Source organism: Curtobacterium sp. MCBA15_009, from assembly GCF_001864895.1.
Taxonomy (GTDB): Bacteria; Actinomycetota; Actinomycetes; order Actinomycetales; family Microbacteriaceae; genus Curtobacterium.
The window spans coordinates 73,083-89,022 of sequence record NZ_MJGO01000007.1; the positions used below are offsets into that span (position 1 = coordinate 73,083).

At 69.9% G+C, this 15,940-nt stretch carries 14 protein-coding genes; 9 read left to right on the forward strand and 5 right to left on the reverse strand.

Annotated elements, in window-relative coordinates; genetic code table 11:
• The first annotated feature begins 148 nt into the window (after positions 1 to 148).
• Positions 149 to 874 (forward strand): MIP/aquaporin family protein, encoded by a 726-nt coding sequence (locus BIU97_RS03100; protein WP_083420803.1) that lies wholly within the window; start codon positions 149 to 151, stop codon positions 872 to 874.
• A gap of 191 nt (positions 875 to 1,065) precedes the next feature.
• Positions 1,066 to 2,577, forward strand: a complete 1,512-nt coding sequence (gene glpK, locus BIU97_RS03105; RefSeq protein WP_071255408.1) for a glycerol kinase GlpK — start codon at positions 1,066 to 1,068, stop codon at positions 2,575 to 2,577.
• Between the two features lie 198 nt (positions 2,578 to 2,775).
• Here glpK and trpD read toward each other — a convergent pair whose 3' ends face one another.
• The gene (gene trpD, locus BIU97_RS03110) at positions 2,776 to 3,831 is read right to left on the reverse strand and encodes an anthranilate phosphoribosyltransferase (RefSeq protein ID WP_071297054.1); all 1,056 of its coding nucleotides are present in this window, start codon (positions 3,829 to 3,831) and stop codon (positions 2,776 to 2,778) included.
• Between the two features lie 70 nt (positions 3,832 to 3,901).
• Between trpD and ctaE the strand changes: the two genes are divergently transcribed.
• The 5 genes from ctaE to BIU97_RS03135 all read left to right on the forward strand — a co-directional run bounded on the left by ctaE (position 3,902) and on the right by BIU97_RS03135 (position 9,303).
• A complete protein-coding gene (gene ctaE, locus BIU97_RS03115) occupies positions 3,902 to 4,540 on the forward strand; it encodes an aa3-type cytochrome oxidase subunit III (RefSeq protein WP_071255404.1) in 639 nt (212 codons plus the stop codon).
• A gap of 21 nt (positions 4,541 to 4,561) precedes the next feature.
• The gene (gene qcrC, locus BIU97_RS03120; RefSeq protein WP_071255400.1) at positions 4,562 to 5,371 is read left to right on the forward strand and encodes a cytochrome bc1 complex diheme cytochrome c subunit; all 810 of its coding nucleotides are present in this window, start codon (positions 4,562 to 4,564) and stop codon (positions 5,369 to 5,371) included.
• A gap of 33 nt (positions 5,372 to 5,404) precedes the next feature.
• Positions 5,405 to 6,469 (forward strand): cytochrome bc1 complex Rieske iron-sulfur subunit, encoded by a 1,065-nt coding sequence (gene qcrA, locus BIU97_RS03125; RefSeq protein WP_071297055.1) that lies wholly within the window; start codon positions 5,405 to 5,407, stop codon positions 6,467 to 6,469.
• Positions 6,469 to 8,166, forward strand: coding sequence for a cytochrome bc1 complex cytochrome b subunit (gene qcrB / locus BIU97_RS03130; protein WP_071297056.1), 1,698 nt, complete (start codon positions 6,469 to 6,471; stop codon positions 8,164 to 8,166). The genes qcrA and qcrB overlap by 1 nt, the downstream gene beginning before the upstream one ends.
• A 177-nt stretch (positions 8,167 to 8,343) precedes the next feature.
• Positions 8,344 to 9,303: a phosphodiesterase gene (locus tag BIU97_RS03135; RefSeq protein WP_071255387.1), complete on the forward strand. Its 960-nt coding sequence runs from the start codon at positions 8,344 to 8,346 to the stop codon at positions 9,301 to 9,303.
• A gap of 547 nt (positions 9,304 to 9,850) precedes the next feature.
• Here the strand turns inward: BIU97_RS03135 and BIU97_RS03140 are convergent.
• The 4 genes from BIU97_RS03140 to BIU97_RS03155 form a co-directional block, all read right to left on the reverse strand.
• The gene (locus BIU97_RS03140; RefSeq protein WP_071255384.1) at positions 9,851 to 11,404 is read right to left on the reverse strand and encodes a stealth conserved region 3 domain-containing protein; all 1,554 of its coding nucleotides are present in this window, start codon (positions 11,402 to 11,404) and stop codon (positions 9,851 to 9,853) included.
• Positions 11,405 to 11,496: 92 nt separating this feature from the next.
• On the reverse strand, positions 11,497 to 11,928 hold the full coding sequence (locus BIU97_RS03145; RefSeq protein ID WP_083420804.1) for a DUF6804 family protein: 432 nt from the start codon (positions 11,926 to 11,928) through the stop codon (positions 11,497 to 11,499).
• On the reverse strand, positions 11,928 to 12,512 hold the full coding sequence (locus BIU97_RS03150) for a GDSL-type esterase/lipase family protein (protein ID WP_071297058.1): 585 nt from the start codon (positions 12,510 to 12,512) through the stop codon (positions 11,928 to 11,930). The genes BIU97_RS03145 and BIU97_RS03150 overlap by 1 nt, the downstream gene beginning before the upstream one ends.
• Positions 12,509 to 14,041, reverse strand: coding sequence for an SDR family oxidoreductase (locus BIU97_RS03155; protein ID WP_071255380.1), 1,533 nt, complete (start codon positions 14,039 to 14,041; stop codon positions 12,509 to 12,511). The genes BIU97_RS03150 and BIU97_RS03155 overlap by 4 nt, the downstream gene beginning before the upstream one ends.
• A 43-nt stretch (positions 14,042 to 14,084) precedes the next feature.
• Here BIU97_RS03155 and deoC point away from each other — a divergent pair, with 43 nt between their 5' ends.
• Positions 14,085 to 14,816, forward strand: a complete 732-nt coding sequence (gene deoC / locus BIU97_RS03160) for a deoxyribose-phosphate aldolase (protein WP_083420805.1) — start codon at positions 14,085 to 14,087, stop codon at positions 14,814 to 14,816.
• 121 nt (positions 14,817 to 14,937) lie between these two features.
• Entirely contained in the window at positions 14,938 to 15,891 is a 954-nt protein-coding gene (locus BIU97_RS03165) for an ROK family protein (protein WP_071297059.1), read from the forward strand.
• Positions 15,892 to 15,940: the final 49 nt, after the last annotated feature.

Below are 15,940 nucleotides of genomic sequence, written 5' to 3' on the forward strand. Positions count from 1 at the left end.
TGCTGATGCACGTTCGTGCAGTTCGGCCGGGATCGCGTTCGTCCGCATCGCCCCCAGCGAAAACCCAGCAGTATGCTCGCCCCAATCACTCGATGGGGAGTGCCCGAGCAGCAGCGGGGCCCCCAACCAGCACACCTGGAGGTCACCGATGGACGACATCGGCGTCAAGTTCATGTCAGAGCTCGTCGGCACCGCGATGCTCATCATCCTGGGTGGCGGTGTCGTCGCCGCCGTCTCGCTCACGAAGTCCAAGGGCTTCGGCGCCGGCTTCCTCATGGTCACGATCGGATGGGGCTTCGCGGTCTTCGCCGGTGTCACGGTCTCGTACAAGTCCGGCGGCCAGCTCAACCCGGCCGTCAGCCTGGCGCAGGCGATCCTCGGCAACATCAGCGTCGGCGAGATGTTCCTGTTCTGGCTCGCGCAGCTCATCGGTGCCGTGATCGGTGCCGTCATCGTCTGGCTCGCCTACAAGCAGCACTTCGACGAGGAGCCCGACGCCGCCGCGAAGCTCGGCGTGTTCTCGACCGGCCCGGCCATCCGCTCGTACGGCTGGAACCTCGTCACCGAGATCATCGGCACCTTCGTCCTCGTCTTCGTGGTCCTCGCCTTCACGAACGGCCAGACCCCGTCGGAGCTCGGCGCCATCCCCGTCGCCTTCCTCGTGATCGCGATCGGTGTCTCGCTCGGTGGCCCCACCGGCTACGCCATCAACCCGGCCCGTGACCTCGGCCCGCGTCTCGCGCACGCCTTCCTGCCGATCAAGGGCAAGGGCTCGAGCGACTGGGCCTACGCCTGGGTGCCGGTCGTCGGCCCCCTGCTCGGCGGTGCCATCGCGGCCGGTCTGTCGACCGTCCTGCTGCCCGTCGTCTCCTGACGCGAGCCCACCGCGACGGCCGGACCGACCACCGCACGCACACGACGCGACGGTCCGACCGGCACCAGCACGCACGACCCCGCGACGGTCGGCCCCACCGACGGGGCCGACCGCAGCACCGAACACCCCTCACGACGGCCGGTCCCACCGACGGGGCCGACCGCAGCACCGAACACCCGTAAGGAGCACCCATGGCCGACTACATCGTCGCCATCGACCAGGGCACGACCAGCACCCGAGCGATCGTCTTCGATCACGCCGGTTCGATCGTGTCGACCGGACAGAAGGAGCACGAGCAGATCTTCCCGCGTGCCGGTTGGGTCGAGCACGACCCGTCCGAGATCTGGGACAACACCCGCGAGGTCATCGGCCAGGCACTGTCCCGCGCCGACATCACGCGGCACGACGTCGCGGCGGTCGGCATCACCAACCAGCGCGAGACCGCGGTGGTTTGGGACAAGAACACCGGCAAGCCGGTCTACAACGCGATCGTGTGGCAGGACACCCGCACGCAGGCGATCGTCGACAAGCTCGCCGACGGCGACACCGACCGCTACAAGTCCATCGTCGGACTCCCCCTGGCGACGTACTTCGCCGGCACGAAGATCATGTGGATCCTCGAGAACGTCGAGGGCGCCCGCGAGAAGGCGGAGGCCGGGGACCTGCTCTTCGGCACCACCGACACCTGGGTCCTCTGGAACCTGACCGGCGGCACCGACGGCGGCGTGCACAAGACCGACGTCACGAACGCGTCCCGCACGCTGTTCATGGACCTCGAGACGCTGCAGTGGCGCGACGACATCCTCGCCGACTTCGGCGTGCCGAAGGCCATGCTCCCCGAGATCGTCAGCTCGTCCGAGGTCTACGGCCACGTCGAGTCCTCGAGCCTGCTCCGCGAGGTGCCGATCGCCGGCATCCTCGGCGACCAGCAGGCCGCGACCTTCGGCCAGGCCGCCTTCGACAAGGGCGAGTCGAAGAACACGTACGGCACCGGCAACTTCCTCATCTTCAACACCGGCACGGACATCGTGCGGTCGGAGAACGGCCTGCTCACCACCGTCGGCTACAAGCTCGGCGACCAGGAGACGCACTACGCGCTCGAGGGCTCGATCGCCGTCACGGGTTCGCTCATCCAGTGGCTGCGCGACAACCTCGGCCTCATCGGCAGCGCCCCGGAGGTCGAGGCCCTGGCCAAGACCGTCGAGGACAACGGCGGCGTGTACTTCGTGCCGGCGTTCTCCGGGCTCTTCGCGCCGTACTGGCGTCCGGACGCCCGCGGCGCCATCGTCGGCCTCACCCGCTACGTCAACAAGGGCCACATCGCACGTGCCGCCCTCGAGGCGACGGCGCTGCAGACCCGCGAGGTCCTCGACGCCGTCAACGCCGACTCGGGCGTCGACCTGACGGAGCTCAAGGTGGACGGCGGCATGACCGCCAACAACGAGCTCATGCAGTTCCAGGCCGACATCCTCGACGTGCCGGTCGTCCGCCCGGTGGTCGCCGAGACGACCGCGCTCGGCGCGGCCTACGCGGCGGGCCTCGCGGTCGGCTTCTGGGCCAACCTCGACGAGCTCCGTGCCAACTGGCAGGAGGACCAGCGCTGGGAGCCGCAGCTCGACGCCGCCGAGCGCGACCGCACGCTGCGCCTGTGGAAGAAGGCCGTCACGAAGACCTTCGACTGGGTCGACGAGGACGTCCAGTAGTCCGCTGCTGACGTGACCGCCTGGAGGCGCGGTGCGGGTCCGACGGACCCGCACCGCGCCTCCGGGCCGTTGCGGTGGGCGCGGGGCGCCCGCCCCGACCCACGCTGCCCCCGGTCCCCGGCTCGCAGGACCCTGCGGAACCTGGTTCCGACCTGCCGGAACCTGGTTCCGCCGGACCGTTGTCGCGGCGGAGCGGGGTCAGGCGGCGGGGGCGGTGCCGACCCATTCGGCGAGCTTGCGTGCGGCGGCGCCGGAGTCGACCGCCTCGGCGGCGACGAGGAGCTGCTCGCGGAACCGGTGCAGGATCGGCCGGTCGGCCTCTGCGGGGTCCTGCGCGAGACGGAACGCCACGAGGCCTGCCGCTGCGTTGAGCAGCACGATGTCGCGGACGGGGCCGGTCTCCCCCGCCAGCACCCGGTGCACGACCGCGGCGTTGTGCTCCGGCTCGCCGCCGAGCAGGTCCGACGTCTGCGCGCGGGCGATGCCGAGGTCGCGCGGATCGAGGTCGTGCTCGATGACCCGGCCGCCGGTGACCTCCCAGATGTGGCTGTGACCGGTCGTGGTGAGCTCGTCGAGGCCGTCGTCGCCGCGGAAGACGAGCGCGGTCGCACCACGGGTCTGGAACACGCCCGTGATGATCGGCACGAGGCCGAGCTGCGCCACGCCCACCGCGTTCGCCTCGCACCGCGCGGGGTTCACGAGCGGCCCGAGGAAGTTGAAGACGGTCGGCACGCCGAGCTCGCGGCGGACCGGGGCGGCGTGGGCGAACCCGGGGTGGAAGGCGTTCGCGAAGGCGAAGGTCAGACCGACACGCCGGAACGTGTCCGCGACGCGCACCGCGTCCATCGTGAGGTCGAGTCCGAGTGCGGCGAGGACGTCACTCGATCCGGACTTCGACGAGCTCGCCCGGTTGCCGTGCTTGACGACCGGGACCCCGGCGCCCGCGATGACGATCGCGGCCATCGTCGAGACGTTCACGGTGCCGACCACGTCGCCGCCGGTGCCGACGATGTCGAGCGCCATCGGGTCCACGTCCAGCGGGACGGCGGCATCGAGGATCGCGTCGCGGAAGCCGACGACCTCGTCGACGGTCTCGCCCTTCGCGCGGAGCGCCACCGCGAACGCGGCGATCTGGGCGGCGGTGGCGCGCCCGGTGACGATCTGCTCCATGGCCCATGTCGACTGCCTGATCGTCAGGTCCGTGCGGGCCATGAGCGCGCTGATGACGGTGGGCCAGGTGAGAGCGTCGAGCATGCCCCGATCGTAGTGAATTCGAGAGACCCGCCAGTGTCCTGCGAAAACACTGTCTGGGGTTTCGGCCATAATGGGTGACGTGACTAGCACCTCTCTCTCCAGAACCGCCAGCGGTCCGGCCCTGAACAGGCCGAACGCCGTTGCCGTGGGGACGATCGTGTGGCTGGGCAGCGAGGTCATGTTCTTCGCCGGCCTGTTCGCGATCTACTTCACGCTGCGCAGCACGTCCCCCGAGCTCTGGGCGACCGAGACCGCCAAGCTCGAGGTGCCGTTCGCCTCCGTGAACACGATCATCCTGGTGCTGTCGAGCTTCGCCTGCCAGTTCGCGGTCTTCGCCGCCGAGCGCTTCCAGGTGCACCGCACGAGCTGGAGCCCCTTCAAGTGGGGCATGACCGAGTGGTTCTTCGTCACCTACGCGATGGGCGCGATCTTCGTCTGCGGCCAGATCTTCGAGTACGCCAACCTCTGGCACGAGGGCGTCACGCTCTCCTCGAGCGCGTACGGCTCGGCGTTCTACATGACCACCGGCTTCCACGGCCTGCACGTCACGGGTGGCCTCATCGCCTTCCTGCTGACCCTCGGCCGCGGCTTCGCCGCCAAGAACTTCGGTCACAAGGAAGCGACCACCGCGATCGTCGTGTCGTACTACTGGCACTTCGTCGACGTGGTCTGGATCTTCCTCTTCTTCGTCATCTACCTTCTCAAGTAGGAACTGGACACCCCTCAGCACATGTTCAACAGGACCAAGTCCAAGAAGGGCCGCCGTTCACCGATGGCGACCGTGTCGCTCATCGTCGTCGGTCTCATGACCACGGGCGGCGCCTACGCGCTGTTCAGCTCCTCGGCGAACGCGGACGACAGCACGAGCACCATCGCGGCCACGAGCCAGTCGAAGGTGAACGAAGGACAGAAGCTCTTCGCCTCGAACTGCGCCACCTGCCACGGCCTGTCCGCGCAGGGCACCGGCGAGGGCCCGTCCCTCATCGGTGTCGGCGCCGCGTCGGTCGACTTCCAGGTCGGCACCGGTCGCATGCCGATGGCAGCCCAGGGCCCCCAGGCCGAGGAGAAGCCCGCGCAGTTCACGGACGAGCAGGTCGACGCCCTCGCCGAGTACGTCGCGTCGCTCGGCCCCGGCCCGGCGGTCCCCTCGACCGAGCTGACCGACGGCCAGGACGGCGACGCCGCCGAGGGCGCGGAGCTCTTCCGGATCAACTGCGCGATGTGCCACAACGTCGCCGGTGCCGGTGGCGCCCTGACCGAGGGGAAGTACGCCCCGAACCTCTCCACGGTCTCCGGCAAGCACATCTACGAGGCGATGCAGACCGGCCCGCAGAACATGCCGGTCTTCAACGACCTGAACCTGACGCCGGACCAGAAGGCCGACATCATCACGTACCTCAAGTACGTGCAGGACAACAAGTCGCCGGGCGGGTTCGCACTCGGCTCCCTCGGCCCGGTGGCAGAGGGTCTGTTCATCTGGATCTTCGGACTCGGTGCGGTCGTCGCGATGACCGTCTGGCTGACCGCGAAGTCCAACTGATCGTCCGTGTCGAACGACACTGAAGGGAACACCATGGCAGAGCACGACGACGAGACGCTGAACTCGTCCTCGGCTGTCGAGAAGCACGGCACGACCAGCTCCCCCGGGATCGCGGTGCTGCCCACCGACCCGTTCGAGAACCCGGGCGAGCCCCCGCACCGCCCCCGCCGCACCGACGTCGACCCGAAGAAGCAGCGTCTGGCCGAGCGCCAGGTCGCGACCTTCTTCTACGTCTCGATCGTCGGCAGCGTGCTGTCGATCGCCGCGTACATCGCCTTCCCGATCGACTCGAACGACTTCGGCACGGTCCGCTCCGCGAACCTCTTCCTCGGTCTCTCGATCGCCCTGGCGCTCATCGCCCTGGGCCTCGGCGCCGTCTACTGGTCGAAGTCGCTCGTCGTCGACCGCGAGATCACCGAGCTCCGGCACGGCACCCGCGGCACCGACGCGACACGCGCGAAGGCTGTCGAGGCCTTCCAGCTCGCCGACAAGGAGTCGGGCTTCAGCCGTCGCAAGCTGATCCGCAACTCGATGATCGGTGCACTGGCCGCCTTCCCGCTGCCCGGCATCGTCCTCGTCCGTGACCTCGCCCCGGCGGAGGACCCGAACGAGCTGCTCCGGCACACCTTCTGGAAGCAGGGCCTGCGCCTGACGAAGGACCCGACGGGTCTGCCGATCAAGGCCTCCGACGTCACCATCGGCTCGGTCTTCCACGTCATCCCCGACGGGATGCTCGACTCCGAGCACATGCTGGAGGAGAAGGCCAAGGCCTCCGTCCTGCTCATGCGTCTCGACCCGAAGGACCTCAACCCCGCCAAGGGCCAGGAGAACTGGGGCTACGACGGCATCGTCGCGTACTCCAAGATCTGCACCCACGTCGGCTGCCCGGTCGCGCTCTACGAGCAGCAGACGCACCACCTGCTGTGCCCGTGCCACCAGTCCACCTTCGACGTCGCGAACAACTGCGAGGTCATCTTCGGTCCGGCCGCACGCCCCCTCCCCCAACTTCCGATCGCGATCGACGACGACGGCTACCTGGTTGCCCGGAGCGACTTCCACGAGCCGGTCGGACCGTCCTTCTGGGAGCGTGAACGCTGATGACCAGCACCACCACCACCACGACCACGAACGCGCCGGGCGCGGCCACCCGGCCCGCCCCGCAGCGCGGATCCCGCATCATCGGCGGCGTGTCGAACTACATCGACGAGCGCACCAGCATCTCCGGCCTCGTCAAGGAGGTCGGCCGCAAGATCTTCCCGGACCACTGGAGCTTCATGCTCGGCGAGGTGGCGCTGTACAGCTTCGTCGTCGTGCTGCTCTCCGGGACCTTCCTGACGTTCTTCTTCCAGGCGTCCATGTCCGAGGTCGTCTACGACGGCACCTACGTGCCGCTCAAGGGCGTCGAGATGTCGACCGCTCTGCAGTCGACGCTCAACATCTCGTTCGACATCCGCGGCGGGCTCTTCGTCCGCCAGGTCCACCACTGGGCAGCCCTGCTGTTCGTGGCGTCGATCATGCTGCACATGGCCCGCGTCTTCTTCACGGGCGCGTTCCGCAAGCCCCGCGAACTCAACTGGGTCTTCGGCTTCCTGCTCTGGGTCCTCGCCATGGGTGAGGGCTTCACGGGCTACTCGCTCCCCGACGACCTGCTCTCCGGCAACGGTCTGCGCATCATCGTCGGCATGATCGAGGGCGTCCCGGTGATCGGCGTCTGGATCGCCTACCTGCTGTTCGGCGGCGAGTTCCCGGGCACCGACATCGTCGGCCGCCTGTACACGCTGCACATCCTGCTGCTGCCCGCGATCCTGGTCGCCGTGCTCGGTGTGCACCTCGTGCTCGTCGTCATCAACAAGCACACGCAGTTCGCCGGCCCGGGCAAGACGAACGAGAACGTCGTCGGTGTCCCGATCCTCCCGGCGTTCGCAGCCAAGGCCGGTGGGTTCTTCTTCATCGTCGCCGGCATCATCGCCCTCATCGCGGCCACGTTCACGATCAACCCGATCTGGAACTACGGCCCGTACGACCCCTCCCCGGTCTCCGCCGGTACCCAGCCCGACTGGTACATCGGCTTCGCCGACGGCGCGCTCCGTCTGGTGCCGCCGCACTGGGAGGTCGTGTGGTTCGGCTACACGGTGTCGTTCAACATCCTGGCGCCGATCGCGGTCCTGGTGGCGCTCATCCTGGCGATCTTGCTCTACCCCTTCATCGAGGGTTGGATCACCGGTGACAAGCGCGAGCACCACATCCTCGACCGCCCGCGCAACGCCCCGACGCGCACCGCGATCGGCGCGGCCGGCATCACGCTCTACGCGAGCCTCTGGGCCGCCGCCTCGTCGGACATCATCGCGACGCACTTCCTGGTGTCGATCGAGCACGTGATCCACGTGATCCAGGCCACGACGGTCCTCGGCCCGTTCGTCGCCTTCTGGATCACGAAGCGTGTGTGCCTCGCCCTGCAGAAGAAGGACCGCGAGATCGTCCTGCACGGGTACGAGTCCGGGCGCATCGTCCGACTCCCCCACGGCGAGTACATCGAGGTGCACGAGCAGCTCGACGAGTACGAGCGCTGGAAGCTCCTGCAGTTCAATGAGTACAAGCCGCTGATGATCCGCCCGAACGCCCAGGGCAAGATCACCGCCGTGCAGAAGGTCCGCGCGAACGTCTCGCGGTTCTTCTTCGAGGACCGCATCGAGCCGGTGTCGAAGGCGGAGCTCGAGGCAGCGCACGCCGCGCACCACGGTCCGGACCTCGAGGGCAGCCACCAGGCCCCGCAGGTCGGCCCCGGAGTGAAGTAAGACTCCTCGGCAAGCTCTCGAGCACCCCTCGTCCACTCTGTGGGCGGGGGGTGTTCCCGTTGGGTGCCACAACACGCCGCCCCCAGTTCACGGCTGGTTCACCGACACGTGCTGGACTCGTCCAGGACGGTGTGGCAACGTGTTGCACCACGCATCCGCCAACGGAATGAGACCCCATTGGACAGCCGGACGGCCGAACACCCCAGGCCGAACCACTTCCTGCTCCACCTCAGTGACACCCACCTCGTGGCCGGTGACGGCGACCTGTACGGGGACGTCGACTCCGCCGCACGACTCGGCGAGATCATCGCCGACATCGAAGCCTCGGGCACCCGGCCGGAAGCGATCGTCGTCACCGGCGACGTGGCCGACAAGGGCGAGCCCGGCGCGTACGCCCGCGTCCGCGAGATCGTCGAACCGGCCGCTCGCCGGATCGGTGCCCAGGTCATCTGGGCCATGGGCAACCACGACGAGCGCGGTGCCTTCCGCCAGGAGCTCTTCGGCCTGCAGCCCACCGACCGCCCCGTCGACTTCGTCTACGACGTCAACGGACTGCGTGTGATCACCCTCGACACGAGCGTGCCGGGGCACCACCACGGCGAGGTCTCCCCCGAGCAGCTCGACTGGCTCGCCGAGGTCCTGTCCGAGGCGGCGCCGCACGGCACCATCCTTGCGATGCACCACCCGCCGGTGCCGAGCGTGCAGGACCTGACCGTCCTCGTCGAGCTCCGCGACCAGCAGGCCCTGGCCGAGGTCGTCGAGGGCAGCGACGTATTGGCGATCATCGCCGGACACCTGCACTACTCGACGAGTGCGGTCTTCGCCGGCGTCCCGGTGTCTGTCGCGAGTGCCACGTGCTACACGCAGGACCTCACCGAGTACCAGGGCGGCACGCGCGGACGGGACGGTGCCCAGTCGTTCAACCTCGTCCACGTCTACGGCCGGAACGTCGTGCACTCGGTGGTGCCGATCGGTCACTACTCGACGGTCGGCCAGCCGGTCACCGCAGCCGAGACGGAAGCACGGCTCGCAGCCGCCGGCGTCCGCATCCCGCCCGCGGTCGAGCCGGCCCCGGTGACGTCGAGCATCCCGGTGTTCACGCTCGACACCGTTCCCGTCTCCCCCGTGCACCGGTAGGTCGCCACACTTCGTGAGCAGCAATGGTCGGGTCCGCGGTGCGGACCCGACCATTCGTGCTCACCATCCGTGGTGGGGGCATGTGGACGGGAGGCGCGTGGTGGCTCCCGTCCGTTCGCCGCGCTTCGTGAGCAGCAATGGTCGGGTCCGCGGTGCGGACCCGACCATTCGTGCTCACCATCCGTGGTGGAGGCGTGCGGACGGGAGGCGCGTGGCGGGTCCGCCACGGGCCTCCCGGGACGCCGTCATCGCGCAGATCGCGTGCCTGGGCTCAGTCGCCGGGCTCGCTGTCTCTCCCCCTAGGTCACCCAACTCCACTGAGCAGAAGACGTCGGGTCCGACATGGCGACTCGACATCTTCTGCTCACTCGGCGATGCGCGGTCGGCGGGCGACACTCGGACCCACCTCGAGTGAGCAGAAGACGTCGGGTCCGAGGTACGGACTCGACGTCTTCTGCTCACTCGACGGCCGCGCACCCTGCGGCAGGTCGGATGGGAGGCTCGAGGGGACGCTGCCACGGGCCCTCCAGCAGGACGCTGGCGCGTCCTATGCGCTGTCGCGCTCCCACGGCGCCGGGAAGGGGAAGTACCGCTCCAGGAAGTCCGTGACGCGCTGCGTCCGCTCCTCGTCGCTGACCTCGGGGAAGCTGCCGTCGTTCAGGCAGAAGAAGTCGACGTTCCGCTTCTTGAGCAGCTCGTCCAGGGTGCGGAGGCCGGACTGCATCGTCGTGTCGATGTACTTGACCGGCGCGTTCTCCTGCACGATCGCCCGACCGGTGAGCAGGGCGTAGTAGTGGTACAGCGAGTTCGTCACCGAGATGTTGTCCGCTGCGCGGAACCGCGAGGCGGCCGTCGCGCGGAATTCGTCGGCGAACTCGTGCTCCATCTCGGTCATGATCGAGGAGCGCAGGGGCGTCGGCGCGTGCTCGAGGTGCCGCGTCGTCACCGCACCGAAGCGCTGCTGCAGGAGTCGTCGGTTCACCCGGGCCGAGTTCTCGAAGCCGCTCCGTGCCGGGTGGTTCGACCCGAGCCCGATGCGAGTGTCGGCGAGGATGAACTTCGTCACGGAGCCCGGGCTGAAGAACACCGACGGGTCGACGAGCCGCCCGAAGAACATGTCGTCGTTCGAGTAGATGAAGTGCTCGCTGATGCCCGGGATGTGGTGCAGCTGCGACTCGACGGCCTGCGAGTTGTGCGTCGGCAGGACCGAGGGGTCGGCGAAGAACTCCTCGCTCCGGACGATGCGCACCTTCGGGTGGTCGGCCAGCCAGTGCGGCGCCGGCGAGTCCGTGGCGATGTAGATCTGGCGGATCCACGGCGCGAACGTGTGCACCGAGCGGAGCGCGTACTTCAGCTCGTCGATCTGCCGGAACCGGGCGGGGGCGTCGTCGCCCTCACCGAGCACCGCGGTCGACTGGGCGGCCTGCCGGGCGCGCTGGTACTCGATGGCGTTGCCGTCCACCCACGAGAAGACGATGTCGATCGGGAACCGGATGTCCGACACGTGGTCGTCGAACATGTGCTCGACGGTGCGCCAGGTGCGGCCGTAGCGCTCGATGTCGACGAGCACGAACTCGTCGATCGGCAGGCTGCGACGCATGAGGGCGTTCTCGACGGGCGCCAGGACCTCGGTGTCGGTGACGCGCCAGAACTCGAGCTGGACGCTGGTCTCCGCGCCGTAGCGCAGGCGGCCGAGCGGCTCGAGGCGGGGCCGGAAGACCCGCAGGACGGGTTCGTCGACGTGGCCGAGGCCGTCGTCGGTCACGAGCACGGCGGGCTCGCCCGGGGGCTTCGCGTAGAACGGTTCGTTGACGGCCGCGGCCATCACGGCGCTCTCGGCTCGCTGGCGGTCGCGTTCGTCGATCGCGATGACGGGCCGCTGGTCGTTGCCGCGGATGAGCAGGTGGTCGACGTCACCGGCGGTGAGTGCGTCATCGAGGAACAGCAGGTCCTCGATCATCGACTGCTGCGGCGTCAGGTGGCCGTTGAGCAACGTCAGGCGGCCCTTGCGGACCACGACGTCGGATCGGTCGAGACCGCCGGAGGACGGTCGAGGGGTCAGCAGAGGACTCTCGGTCACCGGCTCGGTCTCGTCGTTCATCCATGCCCTTCGGGTGCGGTGCCGGGTCCTGCACCCGACTGACCGATCCTACCGTCCGGCGGACCCCGATGCCGCACGCGGCCGTGCGACGGTCAGGAGGCCCGTGGTGCGTCCGCCTCGCGGGGCACCTTCACGACGAGGCCGACCACCACGAAGAGTGCGGCCGCCACGAGCTGCAGCGCCGCCCAGACCTCGTCGGGGATCGGCACGGTGATCAACGGGTTCCAGCAGACCGCGACGGCCGTCATGAGCACGGCGGCCCACCAGGTCCGCCCGCGGACGGCGAACACGAGCACGATGAGCGCGAGGACGGTCACGCCCCACCGGGCGAAGACGAAGCCCGACGAGTCGACGATCGCGACGCACGCCAGCAGCACGACGGCGGCGATCATCGACGGTGCGAGCGCAGGGCGGGTGAATCCCGGCGTCTCGCGGGCGGGCGTGGTGCGTGCCGCGGGGGCGGCCCGGGTGGGTACGCCGGTCTGGGACGACCCCACCGGGGGCCGCCCCTTCCGTGCGGCCATCAGTCCGCGTCCTCGCCGAGGTCGATCGCCTGGATCGAGCGGGACATCGGCGGCAGGCCGCGGACCCGTTCGAGCGCGGGGACGAGTTCGGCCACGTACGCGCGGTAGCCCTCCTCGGTCAGGTGCAGGCCGTCGTCGGTGAAGCGTTCGTCGAGCCGGTCGCCGTCGGCCAGCGCCGGCCACGCGTCGAGGTACTGCGCGTGGCACGTGGCGACGAACTGCCGGAGGTGGCGGTTCGCCTCCTCGATCTTCGCCGCGTGGTCCGCCTGGCGGGGCAGGATCGACACGAGCAGCAGCCGCACACCGGGCAGTTCGCGGCGCAGGGTGACGAGGATCGTCTCGACGTTGCGGACGACGTGCTCGGCGCTCGCCCGGTGGTTGCCGAAGTCGTTCGTGCCGATGAGCAGCACGATCACCTCGGGCTGTTCGGCGACGACGGCGTCGAGGCGTCCGAGCACCCCGTCGGTCGTGTCGCCGCCGATCCCCTGGTTCAGGGTGTGCTCGTCGGGGAGCCACGTGTCCCACGCGCCCTGTTCGGTGATGCTGTCCCCCAGGAAGAGGACGGGGCTGCGGTCGTCGGTCATGCTGCCTCCTCGTGCGCCGGCTCAGGGGTCCCATTGTGCTGGGTCCGGTTGCGCTGCGTCGACTCGGTGTTGTCGGACTCCCGCTCGGCGGCCGCCGTGATGCGCTCGACCATGCCCGGGAAGATGATGCCGTGGAAGGGCAGGATGCCGTACCAGTACAGGCGCCCGGCGAGCCCCTGCGGGAAGTAGATCGCCCGCTGGTGGTAGTCGCTGCCGCCGTCCGGCGTCGGGGTGACGGTCATCTCGAGCCAGGCGCGACCCGGCGACTTGAACTCGGCGCGGAGCCGCAGGTAGTGCCCGCGCTCGAGGCGTTCGACGCGCCACCAGTCGAGCGCGTCACCCTGCTCGAGCCGCTGCTGGTCGCGTCGACCACGGCTCAGGCCGACGCCGCCGGCGACCTTGTCCATCCAGCCGCGCGCCACCCAGGCGAGTGGGAACGAGTACCAGCCGTTCTCGCCGCCGATCGACTCGACGACGCGCCAGACGTCGGCCGCCGATGCGTTCGAGTGGCGCTTCCGGTCGTCGACGTAGACGGTGTGACCCGCCCAGTCGGGGTCGCTCGGCATCGGGTCGGCCGAGGCGCTCGAGAGCGTCGCGCTCCGCCAGCTCGTCTCGACCTGGCCCGACCGCATCTTGTTGAGCGCCAGGCGCACGGCCCCGCGGTACGAGGTGAGCCCGCCCTCGGGCTGCGGCACGACGTCGTCGATGTCGTGCTCGCGCTGGACGCACTCGAACTGCAGCGACTCGATGATTGGTGTCGCGAGCTTGCGCGGGATCGGTGTCACCGCGTTGAACCAGTGCGCGGCGAGGCGCGGGGTGAGCACCGGCAGCACCGTGATCGGGCGCTGCGGCAGCTTCGCCTCGACCGCGTAGCCGTTGAGCATCTGGCCGTAGCGGAGCACGTCGGGGCCGCCGATGTCGAAGGTGCGGTTGGTGTCGGCGGGGACGTCGAGTGCCGCGACCAGGTAGTACAGGACGTCGCGGACGGCGATCGGTTGGATCCGGTTGCGGACCCAGCGCGGTGCCGGCATCCAGGGCAGGACGTCGGTGAGGTGTCGGATCATCTCGAACGAGGTGCTGCCGGAGCCGATGACGACGCCGGCCTGGTACGCCACCGTCGGGACGCCGGAGCCGAGCAGGATGTCACCGACCTCCTTGCGGCTGCGCAGGTGCTTCGACAGTTCGCCGTCCGGGTGCAGCCCGCCGAGGTAGACGAAGCGGCTGACGCCGGCGGCCTTCGCCTCGTGCGCCATGGTCTCGGCGGCCTCGCGCTCGGCGGCCTCGAAGTCGCCGTCGGCGCCCATCGCGTGGGCGAGGTAGTAGACCGCCTCGACACCGTCGACGGCGGCGCGCACCGCCTCGGCGTCCTGCAGGTCGCCCTCGGCGACGTCGACGTCACCGCTCCACGGGACGTCCTGGAGCTTGCGGGGGTTGCGGACGAACACGCGCACGGCGTGTCCGGCCTCGAGGAGACGGGGGACGAGACGACCGCCGATGTAGCCGGTGGCACCGGTGACGAGGACCTGCATGGACCGCACGCTACGCGGTGTGCCTGACGGCTAGGATTGCCCGGTGGACAACGCAGCCTTCCCCGTCACGACCGACGCCGTCCGCGGCCTCATCGACCACGCGATCCTCAAGCCGGAGCTCACCCGCTCGGACGTGGACGCCCAGCTCGACGAAGCCGCCGCGTACCGGGTCTTCAGCGTGTGCGTGCGCCCGGGCGACGTCACCCACGCCGTCGCCCGGCTGCAGGGCACCGGCGTCGGCGTCGGCACCGTGATCGGCTTCCCGCACGGCACCACCTCGACCGAGGCGAAGGTCGCCGAGTCGCTGCAGGCCCTGGCCGACGGCGCCTTCGAGCTCGACATGGTGCAGGACATCGGCGCGGCGAAGTCCGGCGACTGGGAGCGCGTCGAGCGCGACGTCCGCGCGGTCGTCGACGCCGCTGGCTCCACCGTGGTCAAGGTGATCCTCGAGACCGCGTTCCTCACCGACGACGAGATCGTCGCGGCATCGCGTGCCGCGCAGTCCGCCGGCGCCGCCTTCGTGAAGACCTCGACCGGCTTCGCCGGCGGCGGCGCGACGGCCGAGCACATCGCCCTCATGCGGCGCACCGTCGGTGCCGACACCGGCGTGAAGGCCTCCGGTGGCGTCCGCGGCCTCGACACCCTGCTCGAGATGGTGCAGGCCGGTGCGGACCGCATCGGCACGAGCGCCTCCGCCCGCATCCTCGACGAGGTCGCCCACCGCGTCGAGACCGGTGCCGCGTCGTCGCTCGGCGACGACACCTCGTCGTACTGACCGGCGAACAGCACCCGACCCCGACGACCCGACCCATCCCCGCACCAGGCCGGTGACCGCCGGACGCGACGTCGCGTCCACAGGCCGCACCGGGCCTCCAGACCGCCGCATCGGAGCGCGCATGTCCAGCACCGCACCCCTGTCCACCACCCTGGCCCTCGCCGTCGACCTCGGCGGGACGAAGGTCGAGGCGGCGCTCGTCACCGACCAGGGTGTCGTGCTGCCGGCCACCCGCTTCCGCAGCCCGACGGGCCCGGAGCGGACGTCGGACGAGCTGCAGGCCGCGGTCGACGAGGTCGTGACCGCCGCCCTCGCGACCCTGCCCGCCGACGCGACGCTCGTCGGTGTCGGCATCGGGTCCGCCGGCCCGGTCGACGAGGAGCACGGGCTCGTCTCGCCGCTCAACATGCCGGTGTGGCGCGGTCACCCGCTCCGCGACCGCATCGCCGCCCTCGTGCCCGCCGGCGTCCCGGTGACGCTGCGCATGGACGGCCTCGCGATCACGCTCGCCGAGCACTGGGTCGGCGCCGCGCAGGGTTCGGACCACGTGATGGGCATGATCGTCTCGACGGGCGTCGGCGGCGGCCTGATCCTGCACGGCCGCACCGTCAGCGGTCCCACCGGGAACGCCGGGCACATCGGCCACGTCGAGTGCGGCGGGTACGACGACCCCTGCGCCTGCGGCGGCACCGGCTGCCTCGAGGCGATCGCCAGCGGACCGAAGACCGTCGCGTGGGCGCGCGGGCAGGGCTTCGCCGGCACGACCGGCGAGGAGCTCTCGGCCGCCTACGCCGCCGGCGACGAGATCGCCGTCGCGGCGGTGCGCCGGAGCGGTCGGGCCCTCGGGCAGGCGATCGCAGCCGCCACGAGCCTGGTCGACCTCGAGGTGGTCGCGATCGGCGGCGGCTTCTCGCACGTCACGCTGGACCTGTTCGAGTACGCCCGCCAGGCCGTCGCGGAGCGCGTCGAGTTCGGGTTCGTGACCAAGGTGCGGATCGTGCCGACCGCCCTGTCGCAGGACGGCCCGCTCATCGGGGCCGCCGCCCTGGTGCACCGGGCCGACGTCCTGCGCTGAGGGCCGGCGAGAGGCCCTGCGCCCGGTCGGTCTGCTCTCCACAGGGGCC

Bases quoted from the DNA above. Each gene is read 5' to 3' on its own strand.
- BIU97_RS03100 (WP_083420803.1), top strand. From the start codon at position 149: ATGGACGACATCGGCGTCAAGTTCATGTCAGAGCTCGTCGGCACCGCG.
- glpK (WP_071255408.1), top strand. From the start codon at position 1,066: ATGGCCGACTACATCGTCGCCATCGACCAGGGCACGACCAGCACCCGA.
- trpD (WP_071297054.1), bottom strand. From the start codon at position 3,831: ATGCTCGACGCTCTCACCTGGCCCACCGTCATCAGCGCGCTCATGGCC.
- ctaE (WP_071255404.1), top strand. From the start codon at position 3,902: ATGGGTGACGTGACTAGCACCTCTCTCTCCAGAACCGCCAGCGGTCCG.
- qcrC (WP_071255400.1), top strand. From the start codon at position 4,562: ATGTTCAACAGGACCAAGTCCAAGAAGGGCCGCCGTTCACCGATGGCG.
- qcrA (WP_071297055.1), top strand. From the start codon at position 5,405: ATGGCAGAGCACGACGACGAGACGCTGAACTCGTCCTCGGCTGTCGAG.
- qcrB (WP_071297056.1), top strand. From the start codon at position 6,469: ATGACCAGCACCACCACCACCACGACCACGAACGCGCCGGGCGCGGCC.
- BIU97_RS03140 (WP_071255384.1), bottom strand. From the start codon at position 11,404: ATGAACGACGAGACCGAGCCGGTGACCGAGAGTCCTCTGCTGACCCCT.
- BIU97_RS03145 (WP_083420804.1), bottom strand. From the start codon at position 11,928: ATGGCCGCACGGAAGGGGCGGCCCCCGGTGGGGTCGTCCCAGACCGGC.
- BIU97_RS03150 (WP_071297058.1), bottom strand. From the start codon at position 12,512: ATGACCGACGACCGCAGCCCCGTCCTCTTCCTGGGGGACAGCATCACC.
- BIU97_RS03155 (WP_071255380.1), bottom strand. From the start codon at position 14,041: ATGCAGGTCCTCGTCACCGGTGCCACCGGCTACATCGGCGGTCGTCTC.
- BIU97_RS03165 (WP_071297059.1), top strand. From the start codon at position 14,938: ATGTCCAGCACCGCACCCCTGTCCACCACCCTGGCCCTCGCCGTCGAC.